We start from the raw sequence: 22,354 nt of genomic DNA, 5'->3' as shown, positions 1-22,354 counted from the left end.
GTTTTCCTGATTCACCGGCTGGCCGGCAGTTTTCCCCGGCGAGATCCGAGATACCCCGAAACACACAAAGAGGCTTTCAGGGAAACCCGCGATTATCGCAAACATTCGGGCCGACGACAATCCCGGGCAGTTTCCACACCCTCTCGGCCTCCGTTGACATGGTGTGGATAAGTTTTTGACAAGTTAGAATCCTGGGCGCATCGCGGGTGCGACTATCCACAACACGAACACGACAAATGGCTGAGGGACAAACCACTTTTCAGAGCACCCATGCCGGGTGACGGCGTCGGTGACAGCCTTTGGCAGGCCTGCGTCGAGCAACTCGCGCAGGAGTTGTCCGAACAGCAATTCAACACCTGGATCAAGCCGCTGACCGCCAAGGTCGCGGACGATCTTTCGCGGGTCACGGTCTTCGTGGCCAACCGCTTCAAGCTCGACTGGATCCGGGCCCAGTACGCCGGCAAGATTGCCGCCATGGCGGAGAAGCTCTACGGCCAGCCGGTACTCATTGAGTTAGCGCTCGCTCCTCGGGAAATCGTCAACAGGCCTGTGTCCATGGCCGTCGTTGCCGAGACCGATGTGCCGCGCGAAATGGTCAGCTCCGGTGAGGATGCGAGCGCCGCGGCCTTCAAGAACCGCCTGAATTCGGGGCTCACTTTCGACACGCTCGTGGAGGGCACCGCGAACCGCATGGCGCGTGCGGCGGCCATGCACGTGGCGGGCATGCCGGGGCATCTCTACAACCCCTTGTTCATCTACGGCGGCGTCGGCCTGGGCAAGACCCACCTGATGCACGCGGTGGGCAACCGGCTGCTTGCCGACCGGCCCGATTCCAAAGTTCTCTACATCCACGCGGAGCAATTTGTATCCGATGTGGTCAAAGCCTATCAGCGCAAGACTTTCGACGAGTTCAAGGAGCGTTATCACTCGCTCGACCTGCTGCTGATCGACGACGTCCAGTTCTTCGCCAACAAGGACCGGACGCAGGAAGAGTTCTTCAACGCCTTCGAGGCCCTTCTCGCGAAGAAGTCGCACATCGTCATGACGAGCGACACCTATCCGAAGGGCCTGGCCGACATCCACGAGCGCCTGGTGTCGCGATTCGATTCGGGCCTGACGGTCGCGATCGAGCCGCCCGAGCTCGAGATGCGCGTCGCCATCCTGATCAACAAGGCGCGCGCCGAAAGCGCCGAGATGCCCGAGGAAGTCGCCTTCTTCGTCGCGAAGAACGTGCGCTCCAACGTGCGCGAGCTCGAAGGCGCGCTGCGCAAGATCCTGGCGTACTCGCGCTTCAACCAGAAGGAGATCTCGATCGCACTGGCGCGCGAGGCGCTGCGCGACCTGCTGTCGATCCAGAACCGGCAGATCTCGGTCGAGAACATTCAAAAGACCGTCGCCGACTATTACAAGATCAAGGTCGCCGACATGTACTCGAAGAAGCGCCCGGCCTCGATCGCCCGGCCGCGCCAGATCGCGATGTACCTCGCCAAGGAACTGACCCAGAAGAGCCTGCCGGAAATCGGCGAGCTCTTCGGCGGCCGTGACCACACCACCGTCTTGCATGCGGTGCGGAAGATTTCGGGCGAGCGCCAGCAGCTCACCGAACTCAACCAGCAACTGCACGTGCTGGAGCAGACGCTCAAGGGCTGATGGATGAAGGCGCTACGCAGATTCGCCAACCGCTGTCAAAGGACAACTCTGTGAGCAGTTCTGGCACAAGGCGGGCCTTGTCCACAGGCCCGGCGCGCGGCGCGAAGTTGTTCGCCCCGGCGCGACAGCACCGGAGCGCGGCTGCGCACAGCCTGCCGGACGCGGCAAGTGCCTGTCACGAAAGCGGAAAATCGCCCTGTCCACAGGTCAGCGCGTCCCTTATCTACTACTACTAATTTGAATTAAAGAAATAAAGGAAGAGGTAAGACATGATCGTTTTGAAGGCAACACAAGACAAAGTCCTCGGCGCGCTGCAGTCGGTGGCGGGTATCGTGGAGCGGCGCCACACGCTGCCCATCCTGGCCAACGTGCTCATCCGCAAGACCGGCGGACAACTGCAGCTCACCACCAGCGACCTCGAGATCCAGATCCGCACGCACGCCGAGCTGGGTGGCGACGACGGCAACTTCACGACGACCATCGGCGCGCGCAAGCTGATCGACATCCTGCGCACCATGCCCTCCGACCAGACGGTGAGCCTCGAATCGAGCGCGAGCAAGCTGGTGCTCAAGGGCGGCAAGAGCCGCTTCACGCTGCAATCGCTTCCGGCCGAGGACTTCCCGCTGGTGCAGGAATCCGCCAACTTCGGCCCCGTGTTCAGCGTGCCGCAGAAGACGCTCAAGGACCTGCTGGGACAGGTGTCCTTCGCGATGGCGGTGCACGACATCCGCTACTACCTCAACGGCATCCTGTTCGTGGCCGAAGGCAAGCAACTGAGCCTGGTGGCGACCGACGGCCACCGCCTGGCCTTTGCCTCCGCCACGCTCGACGTCGAAGTGCCGCGCCAGGAAGTCATCCTGCCGCGCAAGACGGTGCTGGAAATGCAGCGCCTGCTGTCCGACGCCGAGGGCGCGATCGAGATGCAGTTCGCGAACAACCAGGCCAAGTTCAGCTTCGGCGGCATGGAGTTCGTCACCAAGCTGGTCGAGGGCAAGTTCCCCGACTACAACCGCGTGATCCCCAAGAACCACAAGAACACCGTGACGCTGGGTCGCGCGCCGCTGCTGGCCAGCCTGCAGCGCACCGCGATCCTGACCAGCGAGAAGTTCAAGGGCGTACGGCTCAACATCGAGCCCGGCACCCTGCGCATCGCGTCGAACAACGCCGAGCAGGAAGAAGCGCAAGATGAGCTCGACATCGACTACGGCGGCGACGCCATCGAGATCGGCTTCAACGTGACCTACCTGATCGATGCGCTCGCCAACATGAGCCAGGACATGGTGAAGATGGACTTCGCCGATTCCAACAGCTCGGTGTTGATGACGATTCCGGAGAACGCGTCGTTCAAGTACGTGGTCATGCCGATGCGCATCTAACCCCCAGGCTTGCCCACTTCGTGTGGCCGCCCACCCCCTTGCAGGGGGCAATACCAGCCGACCGGCAGAGCCGGATTGGCGGTATTTCCCGAAAATTGCGGTAGCTGCAGGCTGCCGATGAGAAAGATTCTGATGAGCGAAGACAACAAGCCGGACGTGCCGCACACCGAGCCGGTCTACACACCCGAAATCGATAGCGCGATTCCGATCGAGGTGACGCCGCCGGCTGCCGACACGTCCTATGGCGAAGGCTCCATCACGATCCTCGAAGGGCTGGAGGCCGTGCGCAAGCGGCCTGGCATGTATATCGGCGATACGTCCGACGGCACGGGCCTGCACCACCTGGTGTTCGAAGTGGTCGACAACTCGATCGACGAAGCGCTGGCGGGGTACTGCGACGACATCGTCGTGACGATCCACACCGACAACTCGATCTCCGTCACCGACAACGGCCGCGGCATCCCGACCGGCGTCAAGATGGACGACAAGCACGAGCCCAAGCGCTCGGCGGCGGAGATCGCGCTCACCGAACTGCACGCGGGCGGCAAGTTCAACCAGAACAGCTACAAGGTCTCCGGCGGCCTTCACGGCGTGGGCGTGAGCTGCGTGAACGCGCTCAGCAAGATGCTGCGCCTCACCGTGCGCCGCGAAGGCAAGGTGCACACGCTGGAGTTCAGCAAGGGCTTCGTGCAGAACCGCATCGTCGAGACGGTCGATGGCGTCGAGGTGTCGCCAATGAAGGTAACCGGTGAGACCGAGAAGCGCGGCACCGAGGTGCACTTCCTGCCCGACACGGAAATCTTCAAGGAAAACGCCGATTTCCACTATGAGATCCTGAGCAAGCGCCTGCGCGAACTGAGCTTCCTGAACAACGGCGTGCGCATCCGGCTGCTCGACGAGCGCACCGGCAAGGAAGACGACTTCTCGGGCGCCGGCGGCGTCAAGGGCTTCGTCGAGTTCATCAACAAGGGCAAGACGGTCCTTCACCCCAACGTCTTCTATGCGACGGGCGAGAAGCCGGCCGACACCTACGGCGGGATTCCCGGCACGCACATCGGCGTCGAAGTCGCGATGCAGTGGAACAGCGGCTACAACGAGCAGGTGCTGTGCTTCACCAACAACATCCCGCAGCGCGACGGCGGCACCCACCTGACCGGCCTGCGCGCCGCAATGACCCGGGTCATCAATAAGTACATCGAAGAGAACGAGCTGGCCAAGAAGGCCAAGGTCGAAGTCACCGGCGACGACATGCGCGAAGGCCTGTGCTGCGTGCTGAGCGTGAAAGTGCCCGAGCCCAAGTTCTCCAGCCAGACCAAGGACAAGCTGGTGTCGAGCGAGGTGCGCGCACCGGTGGAAGACATCGTCGGCCGCCTGCTGACCGATTACCTGCAGGAACGGCCCAACGACGCGAAGATCATCTGCGGCAAGATCGTCGAAGCGGCCCGCGCGCGCGAAGCCGCCCGCAAGGCGCGCGAAATGACGCGCCGCAAGGGCGTGCTCGATGGCATGGGCCTGCCCGGCAAGCTCGCCGATTGCCAGGAAAAGGACCCGGCGCTGTGCGAGGTCTACCTGGTGGAGGGTGATTCCGCCGGCGGCTCCGCCAAGCAGGGCCGCGACCGGAAGTTCCAGGCCATCCTGCCGCTGCGAGGCAAGATCCTGAACGTCGAGAAGGCGCGCTACGAAAAGCTGCTGACCAGCAACGAAATCCTGACCATGATCACCGCGCTCGGCACCGGCATCGGCCGCGCGGGCGCGACGACCTCGGGCGGCGGCGCGGACGACTTCAACGTCGCCAAGCTGCGCTACCACCGGATCATCATCATGACCGACGCCGACGTGGACGGCGCCCACATCCGCACGCTGCTGCTGACCTTCTTCTATCGGCAGATGCCGGAACTGGTCGAGCGCGGCCACATCTACATCGCGCAACCGCCGCTCTACAAGGTCAAGGTCGGCAAGGAAGAGCAGTACCTCAAGGACGGCCCGGCGCTCGACGCCTTCCTGCTGAAGGTCGCGCTGAAGGATGCGAGCGTCATGACCGGCGGCGCCAACCCGACCACGCTCACCGGCGACACGCTGGCCGAGCTGGCGCGCAAGCACCAGTTGGCCGAAGCCGTCATTGCGCGCCTGGGCGTGTTCCTCGACGCAGCGGCCCTGCGCGCGATCGCCGATGGCGTGTCGCTCGACCTCGACACCACGCCCGGCGCCGAGGCTTCGGCCGTCGCGCTGCAGAACAAGCTGCGTGAACTCAACACCACCGGCGCCCCGGCCGATGTGTCGAGCGAGTTCGATGCGCGCACCGACAAGCCGCTGCTGCGCATCAGCCGCCGCCACCACGGCAACATCAAGAGCAGCGTGCTGACGCAGGACTTCGTGCACGGCGCAGACTATGCCGCGCTGGCCGAAGCCGCCAAGACCTTCCGCGACCTGCTGGGCGAGGGCGCCGTGGTCAAGCGCGGCGAGGGCGAGCGAGCCAAGGAAGAAAAGGTCAGCGATTTCCGCGAGGCCATGCGCTGGCTCATCGGCCAGGCCGAGAACGCGACTGCCCGCCAGCGCTACAAGGGGCTGGGCGAGATGAATCCCGAGCAGCTGTGGGAAACCACCATGGACCCGAACGTGCGGCGCCTGCTGCGCGTGCAGATCGATGACGCGATCGAGGCGGATCGCGTGTTCACGATGCTGATGGGGGACGAGGTGGAGCCGCGGCGGGAGTTCATCGAGCAGAACGCGTTGCGGGCGGCCAATATCGACGTCTAGTCTCCCGTTCGGCAAGGTATGCGGCCGGAACTGCGGGCAATGGGCCTGCGCCTTGTTCATGCTGCGGCCGCGGCCTCTCTGATGTGTCCCGCCGCTGCAGCCGACGCGCCAGCGCAGGCACTGAGCCAGGACTACGGCTGCATGGCCTGCCACGGCCTGGTCCGCAAGCAGGTCGGCCCGGGCTTCGCGCAGATCGCGGCGCGCTACCGCAACGACCCGGGGGCGCCCACCCAACTCGCCACCAAGATCCGCAACGGCAGCGTCGGAAACTGGGGCCGCGTCATCATGCCGCGGCAATCCAGGGTCACCGATTCGGATGCGAAGGCGCTGGCCGAGTGGGTTCTGTCCCAGCCCTCACCGCCCTGACGCAGCCAGCGACACGCCGCCCGGTGCCCGGCCCAGGGCAGCGACGATTGCCGCAGCGACCAGCACGAGCGCACCGCTCAGCATCATGGTGTTCGAGATGCCATAGGCATCGACGGTGACGCCGCCCAGCAGCGCACCCGAAGCGATCGCCACCTGGAACCCGCTCACGAGCAGTGCCTGCCCGGCCTCGGGCGCATCGGGCACGGCCTCCAGCATCCATCCGGTCAGCGCGACCGGGATCAGGCCGAAGGCCACGCCCCAGATCACGACCACCGCGCCCGCCGCCACCAGCCCGCTGCCAGCCACCGTCGACAGCAGCAGCGCCGCCGCGAGCAGCCCGGCTGCCAGCAAGGTCGCGGTGCGCACGCTGCGCGCCACCAGGCTTCCGCCGATGAAGGTGCCGACGAAGCCGGCCGCTCCATAGGTCAGCAGCAGCGCCGTCACGGCCCCCGGTCCAAGGCCGAAGACTTGCTGCAGCAGCGGCTTGAGGTACGTGTACGCGCCGAAGTGCCCCGCGATCAGGAAGAGCACGGTCAAGAGCCCGACCTGCGCCATGCGGCGTGTCAGCGGCGTGAGCAGGTCACGCGGCCGGATGGCGCGGGCGGGCGGCATGGCGGGCAGCAGCCACATCTGCACCAGCAGCACGCCGGCCGCCAGCAGCCCAGTGATACCGAAGGCTGCGCGCCAACCGGCGAGGTTGCCGACCAGCGCGCCGGCCGGGACGCCGAACACGGTGGCCACCGAGATGCCCGCGAGGACGAGCGACATGGCCCGCGCCTGCGAGACGGCTGGCACCAATTGGGTGGCCGCGCTCGGCGCAAAGGTCCAGAAGCCGCCCACGCACAGGCCGAGCAGCAGTCGGGCGACGAGCATGGTGGCGAAGTTGGGCGCGAAGGCGGCCAGCACGTTCGATGCGACCAGCAGCGCAGTCAGCCACACCATCACGGTGCGCCGGTCCAGCCGGCCCGATGCGACGATCAACGCGGGCCCCGCGAAGGCCGCAAGCACGCCCGGCATCGTGACCATCAGTCCGGCCGTGCCGTCGGAGACCTGGAGGCCGGCGCCGATGTCGGTCAGCAGGCCGATCGGCAGGAATTCGGTCGTCACCATCGCGAAGGTGCCGACGGCGATGGAGCCGACCGCGAGCCAGGCGGATCGCGGCGTCCCGGCGCTATCGGTTTCAGAGGCCAGCGCATCGGCGCAGGTCGTGCAGGGTGCGTTCATCGAGAAGTCCTGGAAAAAAGGCCGCTGGCGGCACAGGCGCCGGCGGCTTCGTTGGGGAGCACGGAGTTTGGACGCGGTTCGCCGCCTCCGAAGGCCGCTGCGGGAACATCTCAATTTCCGCTTTGCCAACAATTGGAAAGCGACGTTGCTTATGCGTTTTTCGACACCCGCCGGGTGCGGGGGCGCTCGAGAATCCGCGTAAACGCTATTCCTAGCCCGACTCTTGCTAAGCAAAATCAGCGGCGGCCAGACGCCAATTTCGAGCAAGAGGACAGCACAGCGATGAACCCGATCCGGTTTTGGCGGCCCGTGGCGGCCTTGGCAATCTTTGGCGCGTTCGCCCCAGCCCATGCGCTGACGAACCCGCCCATCCGGATGGCCCAGGGCATCGAGTACATGTGCGGCGGAAAGAGCAGCGACGAGGCTGCCTTCATGCAGACGGTCTCGCCACGCTGGGCGGCCACCTTCGAGTTCGGCGTCAGCCGTGCGAAGCCGGGCATTGCATTTCCCTCCGACGTGAAAGTCTCGGTGCGCGAGCGCTATACGGGCAGGCCGGTCATGGAAGCCTCGACCGGCGCGCCCTTCATGCTCGCCCGGCTCGATCCCGGCGCCTACGAGGTCGAGGCATCGATGGGCGGCGTCACGCTCAGGCAACCGCTGGTGGTGTTCAACGGCACGGCATCCAGGGCGGTGTTCATGTGGCCGTCGAATGTCGATTTCGCCGCGGCGATGGGCCGGCCGCGGCCGGAGCACCAGGCTTCGGTGAATACCGGCGACTAAGTCGTCCGTCCGATCAGGTTCTCCTAAGAATTGCTGCGGATAGTTGGCCGCGTGAGTTTCTTCATGCCCATTCGAGCAAAGGACACAGCGATGAGAACCCAGCGGATCTGGAAGCCCGTGGCCACCCTCGCCATCGGCGGCGCGTCACTGTTCGGTGTATTGGCGGCGCACGCCGTCTTCAACCCGCCCATTCACATGGCGAACGGCATCGAATACATGAGCGGCGGCGTGAGCAGCGACGAGGCGGAATTGATGGAGACCGTCGCGCCACGGTGGCCCGCCACCTTCGAGTTCTCGATCCGCGACCGCAAGCCGTCGGATTTCGCCGGCGAGGTGCTGGTGACGGTGCGAAACGCCTCGGGCGAGCCGGTGCTGAGCCGCGTCGTGGCCGATGGCCCGTTCATGGTGGTGCGTCTCGACCCGGGCCGCTACGAAGTCGAAGCCACGCTCTCTGGCCAGACGATGAAGCAGCAGGTGGAGATCATCGCGGGCAGCGGCACACGCACGCTTTTCGTGTGGCCGGCGGGGACCAGTGTCAGCGCGCATTCCTGACGACCGAAAATAGCCGCCTTCGAGGTGGCATGCACCTTGAATGTCGAGCGAATCGCTCGCACATGGTGTGTCCGGGCACGTGCCCGTCTTCAAGGCCCTGATGCCGCTTCGTCCCCTGATTGTTCTCACCACCCTGCTGCACGTGTACATGGGCCTGCGCCTGCTGCCTTCGCTCTCGGGCTCGGCGAGCGGATGGTGGCTGCTGCTGCTTGCGCTGGTGGTGTCGGCCGCGACCATGCCGCTGCCCTTTGCCGGCATGCGTTCCGGGCGCCGGCAGTTCGCCGACGGATGGAAATGGATCGGCCTGCTGAGCATGGGCTGGTTCTCGTCGATGTTCGTCCTCACCCTGGCGCGCGACGCCGGATTGCTCCTGGCCTGGCTGGCGTCGCTACCGCTCGGTACGACGATCGACTGGCCGCGTTGGCGGGTCGCCAGCGCCGCCGCGGTGCCGCTGCTGGCCACGGCGATCACGCTGATCGGCTTCCTCAACGCACGGCGCACGGCCGGCGTGGTGCGCGTCGACGTGCCGATCCGCAACCTGCCATCGGCGCTGGACGGCTTCACGATCGCGCAACTCAGCGACATCCACGTGGGGCCGACCATCAAGCGCGGCTACATCCAGCGCATTGTCGATGCGGTCAACGGCCTCGGGGCCGACATGGTCGCGATCACGGGCGACCTGGTCGATGGCACCGTCCAGGAACTCCGCGAGCACATCGCACCGCTGCGGGGACTGCGGGCGAAGCACGGCACCTTCGTGGTGACGGGCAACCATGAGTACTACGCGGGCGCGCACGCATGGATCGCCGAGCTGCGCCGGCTCGGCTTGCGCGTGCTGCTCAACGAGCACGTGGTGCTCCAGACGCGCAATGTGAGCGGCGCGCAGACCGACGAGGAGGTGCTCGAAAGTGCCCTCGTGGTCGCCGGCGTGACCGACTACACGGCGGTGCATTTCGACGCGGCGCATGCGAGCGATCCGCACGGGGCAGTGCACGACGCGCCGCCGCTGGTGCACACGCGCGTGCTGCTGGCGCACCAGCCCCGCAGCGCAACCGCCGCGGCCGACGCGGGCTATCACCTGCAGTTGTCGGGCCACACGCACGGCGGCCAGTTCTTTCCGTGGAACCTCTTCGTGCCGCTGCAGCAGCCTTTCACGGCGGGGCTGCACAAGCTGCGCGACATGTGGGTCTATACGAGCCGGGGCACCGGCTACTGGGGGCCGCCGAAGCGCTTCGGCGCACCGTCGGAGATCACCTTGCTCCGGCTGGTGCCCGCGCGTTGAGCGTCAGGCCGGCTTGATGTTGCGCGCCGTGCCGAGGAGCGTGGCGCACAGCGTTTCCTCACCGTCGGAATCGACCGCGAACACATCCGCCGCGCACACGGTCAACAGCTTGCCCGCGCTCACGACACGGCCACGCGCCCGCACGGCAGTGCCGACGGCGGGCGCCACCAGCTTCAGCGAAGTGTCGATGGTGGCGTTGCTCCAACCCTCGGGCAGCACGCTGCCTGCCGCGGCGACGGCCGCGAAATCGGCGACCGCGAAGACCGGCGTGGCCTGAAGCTGGCCGGGCCTGAAGGTGAAGGCCTCGGCGATCGGCATCTCGATCTCGATCCGGCCCGGCGCCATCTGAGTGAAGCGCAGGCCCAGCGTGCGCGCCATCGGCATGGCGAGCACGGCAGTCTCGATGCGGTGAAGCTGTGCGGTGGTCATTGCTTTTCCTTTCGGGAAGTGGGCTTGGGCCAGGGTTTGGCGGTCTTGGGCCGGTCGCGCTGCCTGGCCTCCTGCTCGCGCAGCCACGACACATGGTCGATCACCTGCGCACGCAGGGCCTGGAGTTCGGCGATCTCCCGATCCAGCGCAGCCGCGCGCTCGTGCAGAGCCTCCGTCATGGTCTGGAAGCTGAGGCGGCCGGCGCGGTAGGCCGGCAGAAGCTCACCGATCGCCTGCAGCGAGAAGCCGATGCGCCGCGACATGGCGATGAACACCACCTCGCGCCGCATCGATTCCGGATAGTCGCGATAGCCTGACGCCGTGCGCGCCGGCCGCAGCAGGCCGAGCCGTTCGTAGTGGCGCAGCGCATGCACGGTCACGCCGGCACGATGGGCGAGTTCGGAGATCCGCATGCGCCAAGGCTAGCAAGCCTCGCGCTACACGAAGCTTGTGCGTCGACGTTTTTTTGGGACTGCGGGGCCGCGATGCGGCGTCAGGCTTGCAGCAACAGGGCCAGCCGGCGCGCGTTCGAGGTCGCCTTGGCATGGATGGGCTTCAGGCCCCGCTGCACGATGCGTGCGCCGGCGCTGCTCAACTCGCTCGCCGCGGCGGCCGAGCGCATGGTGGCCGTGCCGAACGCCTCGACATGCGCTGCGGCCTGTGCTGGCGTCGTGCTCGTGGCGAGGGAGAAGAGCGCCACCCCGCTGCCCAGCCAGTGCTTGACCATGCGCTGGATCACCGCGAACTGGGTGGTGTGCATCTGGCTGGCCATGGCCGCGCCGGCCTCGCTCACGGCCGCGAGTTTTTCGTGACCCATGAGCTGAAATTCGGCAAGATCGGCATCACTGGGAGAGAGGCCCGCCTTCGCGATGCGCTCGGTGCGCATCTGGATGACGGAGCCGGACGACAGGAGCATCTCGTTGGTCTTGACTGCGACGTCGACCCACAGCATGAGCGGGTTGAAAAAGCGCGGGGAAGAGAGGCTGGGAGTCATTGGAGGGTTCTGCACGTGGTGTTCACCGACTATAGGCTTCTGGCGCGCACTTTGCTGCACTGCAACATCGATTGGGGACGCAGTCCTACTTTTCGGCACGGCGAACGCCAACTCTGACCGGGGACCAATCTTGAGATGCTTGTTACACGTAACTATCCGCAGGCCAGTCGAATGTCCAACTCATCGTCCTGCTTCAAGGCGGTCCTGTGCACGGGATGCCTGTTGCTTTCCGGCGTTGCTGCCGCTCACCGCGCGGATCAGGCGGTCGGAATCTATCTTGAAGGGGGCCAGGCGCCCCACACCGAAGGTGACACGAATGCGTTCACCATCGGTGTCGTCGTGCCCTGGAGCCATCGAGAGCCACCGGCGCCGCCCGGGGCGCTGTCGTTCTATTGGGACATCTTCCTGAGCAATTGGAGCGCGCCCGTCCCCAGCGGGCGCGAGCGCGGGAGCTATACGCAGGCCGGCGTCATTGCCAACTGGCGTTGGCGCTTCAGCCAGGGTGAGTCCCCGTGGTTCGTCGAGGCGGGCGTCGGCGGCACGGTCATGGACAGCATCTATCGCACGGCCAGCCGTGAGTTCAGCACTGCCTTCCAGTTCACCGAGCAGATCGGATTCGGACGCAACTTCGGCGCCCAGGGTGAGCACGAGTTGTCCTTCCGGTTCCAGCACTTCTCGAATGCCGGCATCAAGGAGCCGAACCCAGGCGAGAACTTCTGGCGGGTGCGCTACCTGTACCGCTTCTGAGTTCGTTGCATCCGCTCACGGACTGCGTGCATCGGAAGACTGGGCTTCGGGCCTTTCTGCGTGCGCAGGCCGCACGGCATTGAAGACCTGGCGATAGCGCGCGAGCAGCGCGTCCCCTCCCATCGCGTCGGGCGGCATGTTGTCGAGCTGCACGCCCAGGCCGAACTCGAGGGTCTCGCCATTCCAGCGCACGCTGCGTTCCGGCGTCAGGATCGCCCACCGCCGGTGCGCGAGGCGACGGGCAAAGAAGGGTGCAATCGCCTCCGCGATGTGGTGGTCCGGGTCGAACCATGCGATGTGCAATGGCTCTGCGCCGGCGCCTTCATCGACTGCGGTGAAGCGGATCAGCGACTTCATCTTCTGCATGTCGCGGCGCACCGCCTGGGCCATGTGCAGCGCACGCATGCGATCGGTATCGAGTGGATTGCGCCGCAGGTCCGGCTCGTGCACCAGGCGCCAGAGGAGCCGGTAGAGCAGCACGAAGCGTGACGGGTCGTTGTGCAGGATGACCGTGTCGCACAGCGACAGGAAGGAGCGGGGCAGGAAGGGATTCGCGGTGGCTTGCGTGTCGCGCGAGCCTGCGAGGGCCGTTCTCCCGCTCCTGGTCATCCAGTCGGCGCCGGCGACGGTGTGCCAATGCGTGTCCTCGGGCGGCACGAGTCCCGCCAGGAGCGCCCGGGCTTCGCGCCGGAAGCCTGGCAAGTCGATCTCGCCCGAGAGGGTGACGGTGTGCTGCGACATGAGCACTAACTTAGGTCGCTGCCCTTGTGCGGCCTGTAGGCGCTCAGGTGATAAAGGAGGAGGCCTTCGCTGGCGCGACCCTATCCCGCAAGTCTCTTGCGCAACCGCTTGGCGCGCAGTTCAGTCACCACGTAGAAGAGGCTCGCGACGATGAGCGGCAGCAGGTAGTAGATGGCGCGATACGCCAGCAGCGCGCCGAGCAGCTTCTCCTGGGGCACGCGGTGCGAGAGCAGCGCGATGAACACAGCCTCCAGCACGCCGAGCCCGCCTGGAACGTGCGTGATGACGCCCGCCACGGCAGCGACCAGGAGCACCGCGAGAACCGTGGGGTAGGGCAATTGCTGCTGCACCAGGAACCAGATCACCCCGCCCATCAGGCACCAGTTGCCGCAGGACATGACAAGCTGGAGCAGTGCGATGCGCAGCGGCGGCGTGTCCAGCTCCTGATTGCGGATGCGCCAGGTGTGCTCGCGCGCGATCGCGCACAGGGCGAGGTACGCGACCCCTGCCAGCAACAGGGCCGCACCGAGGAGGCGCAGTCCGCCGCTGTCGATCTTCCAGTCGGGCGGCAAGCCCATGGGCCAGAAGCAGAAGGCCGCACCGGCCACCACGAAGTAGCCGAACCAGTTGGTCAGCATGCTGAAGCCCAGCACCCGGGTGATGGTGTTGTTGTCCAGCCCGAGCCGCGAATACAGGCGGTACCGGAACGCGACGCCCCCGACCAGCGCGCCGAGGTTGAGATTGAAGGCGTAGCTGATGAAAGTGACGCCCATCACGGTGCCGGTGCCGAGCTTGTGCCCCGTCATGCGCCGGCCGAGCAGGTCGTAGGTGCTGTAGAGCGCGTGGCTGCCGATGGCGAGGAGGAGGGCCGCCAGCAGCATCGGCAAGGGAATGGCCCGCACCGAATCGAGCACGTCGCTCCAGTCGATGGTGCGGGCCTGCTGCACGATGAGGTAGATGACGACCGCGAAGAAGAGCCATGCGGCGATGCGCTTCGCCCAGGGCCACCACCCGTGGGCACGGTGGGCTTGCGGCTCCATGGCGCCCATTGCGGACCCCGTGCCGGCCATCAGGCGGCGTCCGTCTGGGTCGCGCCGCCGGCGGGCGCGTCGGGCGCATCCAGCGGCTTCAGGCGCGGTGCGTGGCGCGGCAGCCAGCCTGCCCATGACGGATACCAGCGCAGCAGGTGGAAGATGAAGAAGCTGCGCACCAGCCGCCAGCCGCTCCATTCGGTCAGGTCGGAGGCCTCGATCTGCTTGCAGCTGTGGCGCATCAGGTGGTCGAGGCGCTCCGACAGCACCTTGTTGAAGGCCTTGTCGCGCACGATCACGTTCGCCTCGAGGTTCAGCGACAGGCTCAGCGGGTCGAGGTTGCTCGATCCGACGGTGCTCCACTGGTTGTCCACCAGCGCGACCTTGCCGTGCAGCGGCCTTTCGCAGTATTCGTAGATGCGCACGCCCGCATGCAGCAGGTGGTGGTACAGCATGCTGGCCGCGACCTTGACGATCGGCATGTCCGGCTCGCCCTGGAGGATCAGCCGGACGTCCACACCGCGCCTCGCTGCGCGCCGCATCTCCTTGATCAGCCGGTAGCCGGGGAAGAAGTACGCGTTGGCGATGACGATGCGATGCCTTGCGCTGCGGATGGCGGCGCGGTAGTGGCGCTCGATGTCGTTGGTGTGCCGGCGGTTGTCGCGCGTCACGAACTGCACCTCGGCTTCGCCCGCGGGGTCGTTGCGCTCGTGCGTGGCCTTGAGGCGGCGCCGGAACCAGCCCGAGCCCTTGCCACCGACCGCGATCGCATGCAGCACGAAGCGATGGATTTCAGAGACGATGGGCCCGGCAAGCTCCACCGCGTAGTCCTGCTTGGCCTTGGGTCCGAAGTCCAGCAGATGGTCGGCCGAGTAGTTGATGCCGCCCACGAAGGCGGTCGTGCCGTCGATCACCACGATCTTGCGGTGCATGCGGCGGAAGGCGTTGAGCCGCTGCCCGAAGACCCGCTTGCCCGGATCGAACACGCGCACCTTCACACCCGCCGAAGTCAGGCCGGCGATGAATTCCCGCGACAGGTCGGGCGAACCGAAGCCGTCGATCATCAGGTCGACCTTCACGCCTCGCTGGGCCGCCGCACGCATGGCCTCGTGGAGCTGGGTGCCGACCTTGTCCTCGAAGAGGATGAAGGTCTCGATGACCACCTCGCGCCGGGCCTCCCGGATGGCCTCGAAGACGCGCGGGAAGAACTCCTCGCCGTTTTCCAGCAGCGCGATGCGGTTGCCGCCGATCCAGCGCTGGTTGCCGTTGGAGATTTCAGAAACGCTCATAGCTCGATCTCCGCCACCAGGGGCGCGTGGTCCGACAGGTGCGACCAGGGCCGGCGCGGCAGCACCACCGGCGCATGGACGCCCGCGTTGCGCACGTAGATGCGGTCCAGCGGCAAGAGCGGAAAGCGCGCCGGAAAGGTCCGGGCCGCGCGGCCGTTGGCATGCACGAAGACTTCCCGCAGCGCCGCGCCCTGTTCGAGGATGTCATGCGCGCGGCCGCGCCAGTCGTTGAAGTCGCCCGCCACGACCAGAGGGGCGTCGCCGGGCACTTCGTCGCGCACGATGTGGCAGAGGAGTTCGAGCTGTTGCAGGCGGTGCACTTCCGACAGGCCGAGATGCGCACAGATCACATGCACATCGACCGGCCGTGCGGGCAGGCGCAGCACGCAGTGCAGAAGACCCCGCTTTTCCGGGCCGGTGATGGACACGTCATGGTTCTTGTAATGAACGATCGGAAACTTCGACAGCACCGCATTCCCGTGGTGCCCCTTGGGATACACCGCGTTGCGGCCGTACGCGAACTGCGGCCACATCGTGTCGGCGAGGAATTCGTAGTGCGGCGCCTCGGGCCAGTTGTCGACGCGGCGCGAGTGGCGCGAATGGGTCCCCAGCACTTCCTGCAGGAAAACGACGTCCGCGCCTACCGTGCGCACCGCCTCCCGCAGCTCGGGAAGGATGAACTTGCGATTCAGCGCCGTGAAGCCCTTGTGGGTGTTCACGGTCATCACCTTGAGTGACGTCGGCGGGGTCGTCACGGCGGCTGAATGGGAGGAGGGCTTCACAGATACGGTTGTAAGGCGTGGGCTACGCCACAGGTGTAGGAACGCGCCACCTTCTTCATTGACCTGCGCGGCCCGGCGACCGGCTCCTACAGGGATGGCTCCGCCATCCCCACATGGCGCGCCCGCATGCCCTCCTACGGTGCATTCAGAGCTTGAAGGAAGGGCTCGTATTCCGCTTGAAACTGACAAGGAGCCATCATCATGAAGCAAGGAATTCTCGCAACCACCGTTCTCGCCGGCCTGATGGGCGTCGCGGGCATTGCGTCGGCCCAGACCACCTCGATGCCCGCGCAACCGGACCCGGCCGTGGCAGGACAGGCCAGCACCAAGACACCGGCCGGCGTCGGCAATCCGACCCAGCGGCCTGACGGCACCAATCCCGCCTCGCGCGATGCAGTGAAGTCGGAGGCCCGCGCCCACAACCGCAACAACGCCAACAACCCGATCCCCAAGGGCGAGGCCACGACGACGGTGAATCACCAGCCCAATGCCATTCCGCAGCCCACCGGCGAGATGTCGCGCACCGAAGTGAGCCAGACGGGCCGCAAGGTCAAGCCACGTTTCGGCGAGAAGGGCGAGCGGCCGGAAGTGCCGACCAATCCGAAGGACAAGACCGGCACGCCGCAGTAATCACTCATTTCCGATCGTCATGAAGAAAGGCCCGCAACGCCTGGGCGTTGCGGGCCTTCTCAATGGGCCGTCGCGATCAGCTCTTGGCCGGCGGAGCCGGGTGGCGGTGCTGGCCGCCATGCTCGCCGCGACCGAAGCGCGCCATCGACTCGGCGTCAAAGGTCTTCTGCTGCTCCGGCGTCAGCCCGGCATAGAAGCTGCGCGTGGCATCGGCTCGTTTGGCGAACATCGCGCTGCGCTCGGCCTGGCGGGCCTGCATGCGATCCAGGCGTTGCGGCGTCGTCAGCTTGGCGAACTCGGCGCGCTCGGCGCGGGCCTGCTCGGGGGAGCGTGCCGGCGGCTGCTGGGCCGTCGCAAAGCTGTTCCATGCGCCTTCCTGCGCCGGCGTGAGCTTGAGCTTTTCCTTGAGCGCCGAGAGGCGTTCCGCACGATGCTGCTTCATGCGTTCGAAGCGCTGCGCGCGGTCTTCCCGGGTGTGCTGGTGCTTCGCCTGGGGTTGTGCGCCCGGCTGTGCCTGGGTCGTCGCAGGCGCTGCGGGTGCGACCTGCGGAGCCTGCTGCGCGAACGCGCCGGCCGAGGCGAAGGTGGCGGAGGCCAGGAGGCTGGCCCAGAGAAGGCTTTTGCGGGACGTGATCATGAGAGTGCTTCCTTTCGAAGAAGCCCGCCGCCGAGGGGCAGCAGGTGAAGGGAAGTGTGGCGGCGCGATGTATCGCGTCCGTGAGGCCGGAGTTAGCGCGCGTAAAGAAAAATGTACGGTGGCCGTGACTTCGTCATTGTTGACGGGAGTGCTGAGGCCGTCAGACGAGCTTGCCTTTCTGGAAGTCCTGCACCGCCTGCATCACCTCTTCGCGGGTGTTCATGACGAAGGGGCCGTACTGCGCAATGGGCTCGCGCAGCGGCTTGCCCGCGATCAGCAATGCCCGCGCCGGGCTGTGGTTGGATGCGGGTGCATGCAGCACCACGCCGTCGCTGCCGGGTTCGTTCGAGAGGATCGCCATGCGCTTGGTCGGGATCTCGCTGCTGCCGATGTAGAGCGATTCGCGAAAGACGTAGAGCAACGCGTTGTGCGTGTCCGGCAGCGGTTGCGAAAAAGCGCTGCCGGGCGGCATGGTGATGTCGAGGTAGAGCGGCTCGGTGTGCTCGCGCTGCACGGCGCCCTTGACGCCGTGGCTTTCGCCCGCGATCACGCGCACGTGCACGCCGGACGGCGTGGCGAGTTCGGGGATCTCCTCGCTCTGGATGTCTCGATACCAGGGGTCGCGCAGCTTGTCCCTCGCCGGCAGGTTGAGCCAGAGCTGGAAGCCTTCCATCAACCCTTCCTCCTGCTCGGGCAACTCGCTGTGGACCAGTCCACGGCCGGCGGTCATCCATTGCACGCCGCCGTTGGAAAGCAGCCCCTCGTGGCCCGCGCTGTCGCGATGGCGCATGCGCCCCGAGATCATGTAGGTGACCGTTTCGAAGCCGCGGTGCGGATGGCTCGGAAAGCCGCCGATGTAGTCGCCCGGGTTGTCGCTGCCGAAGGCGTCGAGCATCAGGTACGGGTCGAGTCGCCGTTGCAGGGGCTGGTGCAGCACGCGCGTGAGCTTGACGCCGTCGCCGTCGCTCGTGGAGACGCCGGCGACGATCTGGTCGATGCCGCGTGGCCGGGCGAGCGCAACCGGCTCGACGCCGTGCGAGTGGTGGGCGTGGCGTGGGGTGGTCATGCGGCGCATGGTGGCACGAGCGCGACGACCGCGCTGTCGGTGGGGATGCCGCTTTTGTGGCTGCCAGGCGCGAACTAGCCCAGCGATTCGAGTTCCCAGGAGACGTTCTGCCACGCCACGCCGAAGGCGCGGGTGGACGGATGCGGCGTCGCGGAACGGATCGCATCGAGGGCCCATGCGGCCCCTGCGCTCACGCTGTCGACGAGCGGCACCGGCACGCTGTCGGCGATGTCGGCCGCCATGCCGGCCAGCCCGGCGCCGCCGAGGATGACGGCCTGCGCATCGAAGCGCAGGGCCGCTTCGCGGCACGCCTGCGCCAGCAGCTTGCGAGCGCCCTGCGGATCGGCGGCAAGCTGCGCGCCCGTCGGCGCGACGGTATGGATGCCCGCGAGCGATGCCGAATAGCCCAGCGACCACGCCAGCCTTTCGAGCATCGGCCGCCAGGGTGCGCCGCCCGTGACGATGGCGAAGCGGCCATGCTTCGCCGCCGACAGGAACGCCGCCTCCGCCAATCCGCTGACCGGCACGCCCACGCCCGCGCGCAGCGCGAAAAGGCCCGGATCGCCGAAGCAGCCGATCAGCACCGCATCGGGCCGTTCGCCGTGCGCGTGCGTTGCCGCCCAGGCATCGAGCGTCGCGTGCTGAGCAACCGCATAGCTGGCCTCGCACGCGATGTACGGCGCTCCGAAGCGCGCGGTGACCGCCTGCACCTGCAGCGCTTCGCCCGCCTGCGCCTGCAAATGCCGCTGCAGCAACTCGCTGACCGAAGCCGAGGTGTTGGGGTTGATGACAAGCAGGCAAGCCATCAGCGACGGCGCGTGGACCGCCTGCGCAACAGCGCCGCAGAACCGAGCGCGAGGGCCATCACGGCGAAGGACACGACGGTGGTCACCGTGCCGAGCGCGTAGATGGATGGTGTGGTCACGGTCGAAGTCAGGCCCTGGAGTTCGAGGGGCAGGGTGTTGACGTCGCCGATGGCTTGCGAGGTGCGTGCGATCTCGTCCCAGCTCAGCGTGAAGCCGAACATGCCGATACCCACGATGGACGGGCCGATCAGCGGCAGCACCACGTGGCAGAAGCTCTGCCACGGCGTCGCGCCGAGATCGCGGGCGGCCTCTTCGTAGGCCGGGTTGAAGCGGTTGAACACCGCGAACATGATGAGCAGCCCGAACGGCAGCGTCCACGTGAGGTGCGCGCCCAGCGCGGAGGTGAGGAGGCCGAGCGCGGTGCCGTAGTTCTCCAGCGTGCTGGTCGCATCCACTGCCGTCAGGGCGCTCTTGATGCCGCCGTCGAGCAGGCGGAACTGCAGTCCGATGCCGAGCGACACGATGATCGACGGCATGATCAGGCTCGCCACCGTGATGAAGAACAGGGCGTTGCCGCCCTTGAGCCGCTTGCGGAAGGCGAGGCCCGCGAGCACCGACAGCACGACGGTGAAGAGCATCACCACCGCCCCCAGCATGAGCGAGCGGCGGAAAGCCGCGCCGATGTCGACCGTGCCCAGCCCCTCGGCAAGCTTGTGGAACCAGTGCAGCGAAACGCCGCGCAGCGGAAAGGTCAGACCGCCCTCCGGGCCCTGGAAGCTGAGCACGAAGATCGTGATCATCGGTCCGTAGAGGAAGAGCACGAAGAGCGAGAAGACGATGGCGAGCGGCCAGAAGCCTGCTGAACGTTGCTCACCGATCCGGTTGCTCATAGTTCTTTCCGGATGTCGACGAGCCGGGTCAGGCCCCAGATGATCATCAGCACCACCGCCAGCAGGATCATCGCGTTTGCCGCGGCGAGCGGGAACTGCAGGTACGAGGTCTGCACCTGGATGATCTTGCCGATGGAGGCGATCTGCTGGCCGCCCATCACGCCGATGGTGACGAAATCGCCCATGACGATCGTGATGACGAAGATCGATCCGATCAGGATGCCGGTGCGCGAGAGCGGCACGATCACGTTCCACAGCGTCTGCCAGCCCGATGCGCCGGAGTCGCTCGCGGCTTCGAGCAGCGAGCGGTCGATGCGCATCATCGAGTTGAAGATCGGCACGATCATGAACATCGTGTAGAGGTGCACGAAGGCGAGCACCACCGAGAAGTCGGAGAACAGCAGCCACTCGATGGGCGTGTCGATCAGGCCCACGCCCATCAGGCCCTGGTTCACGAGCCCATTGCGCCCGAGCAGCGGCACCCACGAGATCATCCGGATCACGTTCGAGGTCCAGAAGGGCACGGTGCACAGCACGAAGAGCAGCGTCTGGATGCCCGGCGAACGCACGTGGAACGCGAGGAAGTACGCCACCGCGAAGCCGATCAAGAGCGTGATGGCCCACACCAGCACGCAGAACTTGAGCGTGCTGAGATAGGTCGACAGCGTGACGCAGAAGTCGCCGTTGTCCGTGAGGTGCGAGCACCCTTCGAAGATGCTCAGGTAGTTGCGCGGCGAGAGCGCGGGGATGAGTTCGTACTCGTTGAAATTCCACAGGCTGACCATCGCGATCAGCAACAGCGGGATCAGGAAGAACAGCAGGAACACCAGCGCGAACGGCCCCGCCTGCCACCACGCGCCGAGGGTGCGGGTGGGCTGCGTGGCAACCGGCAAGCTGGCGACCTGCGAGCTCATGGCAAGGGGACCGATGCCTCTTCCTGGAACACCGCAGAACCGGCTTTGCCGGGCTGCGGGTGTTGCCCCCGGCAGGGGGTTGGCGTAGCGACTCGAAGTGCGCGAAGCTTGGGGGGGAGCTTCATCACGCGGCGACGAATTCGTTCCACTTTCTCACCATGTATTCGTTCTCGTCCATCACGGCGTTCCAGCAGGCGATGCCGCCCATGCGCTGTTCGTAGCTGCCGCCGTCGCGCACCGCGCCGGCCTTGGCAATCACGTCGCCCTGCGGGCTCTTGATGTCCTGCGTGGCCGGCTTGCCTTCCATCCAGTACGCCCACTCGTACGGCTCCATCTTGGCCTTGGCCGTTTCCAGCACGGCGCTGTAGTAGCCCTGACGGTTGAGGTAGGCGCCGGCCCATCCGTCGAGGAACCAGTTGATGAACTCGTACGCGCCGTCGAGCTTTTTGCCCGAGAGCGTGGCCGGCAGGCCGAAGCCGGAGGCCCAGGCGCGATAGCCTTCCTTCAGCGGCTGGAAGGTGCAGGCAATGCCCTTGCTTCGGACGGCTGTCACCGCCGGCGACCACATCGACTGGATCACCACCTCGCCCGAAGACATCAGGTTGACGGACTCGTTGAAGTCCTTCCACAGCGCGCGGAACTGGCCGGCCTTCTTGGCCTCGATCAGCGTCTTGATCGTGAGGTCGATCTCCGCCTTGGTCATGTTGCCCTTGTCGGCGTACTTGTGGATGCCCTTGGACTCCACCACCATCGCGGCGTCCATGATGCCGATCGATGGAATGTTCAGGATCGCGGCCTTGCCCTTGAACTCCGGGTTCAGCAGCTCGGCCCACGAGCCGATGGGGCGCTTGATGAGGTCGGGCCGGATGCCCAGCGTGTCGGCGTTGTAGGTGGTCGGGATCAGCGACATGAACTGCGTGGGCGACTTGGCGAAGGCCTTGCTCTTCTCGCCTTCGAGAAAGATCACCTTGATCGGCGCGGTGCCCTGGTCGCCCACCTTCTTGCCGGCGACCTCGCCCTTGGTGAAGAGCGTGGTGATCTTGTCGGCGTTCTTCACGCGCTTGGTGTCGATGCCCTTGAGGTTGCCCGTGGGCACGATCTTCTTGAGCGAGAAGTACTCGGTGTCGATCAGGTCGAAGCTGTTGGGCGCGGTCACGGCGCGCTTGGTGACGTCATCGGTGGTCACCGCCACGTACTGGATCTCGATGCCGGTGTCGGCCTTGAACTTCTCGGCGATCGCCTTGTCCTGGTTGACCGCGGTGCCGAGGTAGCGCAGCACGATCTTTTCCTGGGCATGGATGGCGGGGAACACGCCTGTCGCCAGGATGCCCGCCGTGCCCTGCAACAGCGTTCGGCGCTGCATGCCGGTGGAAGACGATTCGTTTTTTTCGGACATGGGAGGTCTCCTGGG

23 protein-coding genes are annotated in these 22,354 nt (G+C 66.1%); 9 read left to right on the top strand and 14 right to left on the bottom strand.

The window, feature by feature from the left end; all coding sequences use genetic code 11:
• The first annotated feature begins 270 nt into the window (after positions 1-270).
• From dnaA to QTH97_RS21305, 4 genes are all read left to right on the top strand, one after another.
• A complete protein-coding gene (dnaA, locus tag QTH97_RS21320) occupies positions 271-1,650 on the top strand; it encodes a chromosomal replication initiator protein DnaA (RefSeq protein WP_286570456.1) in 1,380 nt (459 codons plus the stop codon).
• A 269-nt stretch (positions 1,651-1,919) separates the two neighbouring features.
• Positions 1,920-3,026 (top strand): DNA polymerase III subunit beta, encoded by a 1,107-nt coding sequence (gene dnaN, locus QTH97_RS21315; RefSeq protein ID WP_286570455.1) that lies wholly within the window; start codon positions 1,920-1,922, stop codon positions 3,024-3,026.
• A gap of 132 nt (positions 3,027-3,158) precedes the next feature.
• Positions 3,159-5,783 (top strand): DNA topoisomerase (ATP-hydrolyzing) subunit B, encoded by a 2,625-nt coding sequence (gene gyrB, locus QTH97_RS21310; RefSeq protein ID WP_444813457.1) that lies wholly within the window; start codon positions 3,159-3,161, stop codon positions 5,781-5,783.
• A gap of 39 nt (positions 5,784-5,822) precedes the next feature.
• Positions 5,823-6,149, top strand: a complete 327-nt coding sequence (locus QTH97_RS21305; RefSeq protein ID WP_353655645.1) for a c-type cytochrome — start codon at positions 5,823-5,825, stop codon at positions 6,147-6,149.
• On the opposite strand, the gene QTH97_RS21300 is transcribed toward QTH97_RS21305, so the two are convergent.
• Complete coding sequence (locus QTH97_RS21300; RefSeq protein ID WP_286570454.1) at positions 6,138-7,373, bottom strand: MFS transporter; 1,236 nt, start codon at positions 7,371-7,373, stop codon at positions 6,138-6,140. The genes QTH97_RS21305 and QTH97_RS21300 overlap by 12 nt on opposite strands.
• A gap of 282 nt (positions 7,374-7,655) precedes the next feature.
• Between QTH97_RS21300 and QTH97_RS21295 the strand changes: the two genes are divergently transcribed.
• From QTH97_RS21295 to QTH97_RS21285, 3 genes are all read left to right on the top strand, one after another.
• Positions 7,656-8,153, top strand: coding sequence for a hypothetical protein (locus tag QTH97_RS21295; RefSeq protein ID WP_286570453.1), 498 nt, complete (start codon positions 7,656-7,658; stop codon positions 8,151-8,153).
• 90 nt (positions 8,154-8,243) lie between these two features.
• Positions 8,244-8,705, top strand: a complete 462-nt coding sequence (locus QTH97_RS21290) for a hypothetical protein (protein WP_286570452.1) — start codon at positions 8,244-8,246, stop codon at positions 8,703-8,705.
• Positions 8,706-8,805: 100 nt separating this feature from the next.
• Positions 8,806-9,987 (top strand): metallophosphoesterase, encoded by a 1,182-nt coding sequence (locus tag QTH97_RS21285; protein WP_286570451.1) that lies wholly within the window; start codon positions 8,806-8,808, stop codon positions 9,985-9,987.
• A 3-nt stretch (positions 9,988-9,990) separates the two neighbouring features.
• On the opposite strand, the gene QTH97_RS21280 is transcribed toward QTH97_RS21285, so the two are convergent.
• The 3 genes from QTH97_RS21280 to QTH97_RS21270 form a co-directional block, all read right to left on the bottom strand.
• The gene (locus QTH97_RS21280) at positions 9,991-10,416 is read right to left on the bottom strand and encodes a PaaI family thioesterase (protein ID WP_286570450.1); all 426 of its coding nucleotides are present in this window, start codon (positions 10,414-10,416) and stop codon (positions 9,991-9,993) included.
• Positions 10,413-10,829 (bottom strand): MerR family transcriptional regulator, encoded by a 417-nt coding sequence (locus QTH97_RS21275; RefSeq protein WP_286570449.1) that lies wholly within the window; start codon positions 10,827-10,829, stop codon positions 10,413-10,415. Before QTH97_RS21275 ends, QTH97_RS21280 begins: the two co-directional genes overlap by 4 nt.
• An 80-nt stretch (positions 10,830-10,909) precedes the next feature.
• Complete coding sequence (locus QTH97_RS21270; RefSeq protein WP_286570448.1) at positions 10,910-11,410, bottom strand: polyhydroxyalkanoate granule-associated phasin; 501 nt, start codon at positions 11,408-11,410, stop codon at positions 10,910-10,912.
• Between the two features lie 171 nt (positions 11,411-11,581).
• On the opposite strand from QTH97_RS21270, the gene QTH97_RS21265 reads away from it, so the two are divergent.
• Positions 11,582-12,157, top strand: a complete 576-nt coding sequence (locus tag QTH97_RS21265; RefSeq protein WP_286570447.1) for an acyloxyacyl hydrolase — start codon at positions 11,582-11,584, stop codon at positions 12,155-12,157.
• Positions 12,158-12,172: 15 nt separating this feature from the next.
• Here the strand turns inward: QTH97_RS21265 and QTH97_RS21260 are convergent, their stop codons facing one another.
• The 4 genes from QTH97_RS21260 to QTH97_RS21245 form a co-directional block, all read right to left on the bottom strand.
• Positions 12,173-12,898 (bottom strand): TIGR03915 family putative DNA repair protein, encoded by a 726-nt coding sequence (locus tag QTH97_RS21260; RefSeq protein WP_286570446.1) that lies wholly within the window; start codon positions 12,896-12,898, stop codon positions 12,173-12,175.
• A gap of 80 nt (positions 12,899-12,978) precedes the next feature.
• Positions 12,979-13,938, bottom strand: a complete 960-nt coding sequence (locus QTH97_RS21255; RefSeq protein ID WP_286570445.1) for a lysylphosphatidylglycerol synthase domain-containing protein — start codon at positions 13,936-13,938, stop codon at positions 12,979-12,981.
• Between the two features lie 29 nt (positions 13,939-13,967).
• Positions 13,968-15,218 carry a cardiolipin synthase ClsB gene (gene clsB / locus QTH97_RS21250; RefSeq protein ID WP_286570444.1) on the bottom strand — a complete coding sequence of 417 codons (1,251 nt, stop codon included), beginning with the start codon at positions 15,216-15,218 and terminating at the stop codon, positions 13,968-13,970.
• Complete coding sequence (locus QTH97_RS21245; RefSeq protein ID WP_286570539.1) at positions 15,215-15,943, bottom strand: endonuclease/exonuclease/phosphatase family protein; 729 nt, start codon at positions 15,941-15,943, stop codon at positions 15,215-15,217. Before QTH97_RS21245 ends, clsB begins: the two co-directional genes overlap by 4 nt.
• Before the next feature lie 258 nt (positions 15,944-16,201).
• On the opposite strand from QTH97_RS21245, the gene QTH97_RS21240 reads away from it, so the two are divergent.
• Entirely contained in the window at positions 16,202-16,630 is a 429-nt protein-coding gene (locus QTH97_RS21240) for a serine/threonine protein kinase (RefSeq protein ID WP_286570443.1), read from the top strand.
• Between the two features lie 76 nt (positions 16,631-16,706).
• Here QTH97_RS21240 and QTH97_RS21235 read toward each other — a convergent pair whose 3' ends face one another.
• The 6 genes from QTH97_RS21235 to QTH97_RS21210 form a co-directional block, all read right to left on the bottom strand.
• The gene (locus tag QTH97_RS21235) at positions 16,707-17,267 is read right to left on the bottom strand and encodes a Spy/CpxP family protein refolding chaperone (protein WP_286570442.1); all 561 of its coding nucleotides are present in this window, start codon (positions 17,265-17,267) and stop codon (positions 16,707-16,709) included.
• Positions 17,268-17,427: 160 nt separating this feature from the next.
• The gene (locus tag QTH97_RS21230) at positions 17,428-18,333 is read right to left on the bottom strand and encodes a pirin family protein (RefSeq protein WP_444813456.1); all 906 of its coding nucleotides are present in this window, start codon (positions 18,331-18,333) and stop codon (positions 17,428-17,430) included.
• Between the two features lie 74 nt (positions 18,334-18,407).
• Positions 18,408-19,139, bottom strand: coding sequence for an aspartate/glutamate racemase family protein (locus QTH97_RS21225; RefSeq protein WP_286570440.1), 732 nt, complete (start codon positions 19,137-19,139; stop codon positions 18,408-18,410).
• The gene (locus tag QTH97_RS21220; protein ID WP_286570439.1) at positions 19,139-20,029 is read right to left on the bottom strand and encodes an ABC transporter permease; all 891 of its coding nucleotides are present in this window, start codon (positions 20,027-20,029) and stop codon (positions 19,139-19,141) included. The genes QTH97_RS21225 and QTH97_RS21220 overlap by 1 nt, the downstream gene beginning before the upstream one ends.
• A complete protein-coding gene (locus QTH97_RS21215; RefSeq protein ID WP_286570438.1) occupies positions 20,026-20,943 on the bottom strand; it encodes an ABC transporter permease in 918 nt (305 codons plus the stop codon). Before QTH97_RS21215 ends, QTH97_RS21220 begins: the two co-directional genes overlap by 4 nt.
• Positions 20,944-21,067: 124 nt before the next feature.
• Positions 21,068-22,339 (bottom strand): ABC transporter substrate-binding protein, encoded by a 1,272-nt coding sequence (locus QTH97_RS21210; RefSeq protein ID WP_286570437.1) that lies wholly within the window; start codon positions 22,337-22,339, stop codon positions 21,068-21,070.
• Positions 22,340-22,354 lie beyond the last annotated feature (15 nt).

Source organism: Variovorax gracilis (assembly GCF_030317115.1).
Classification (GTDB): domain Bacteria; phylum Pseudomonadota; class Gammaproteobacteria; order Burkholderiales; family Burkholderiaceae_C; genus Variovorax; species Variovorax gracilis.
The sequence above is the reverse complement of the archived record's forward strand: the minus strand, read 5'-3'. Positions and strand labels throughout refer to the sequence as shown.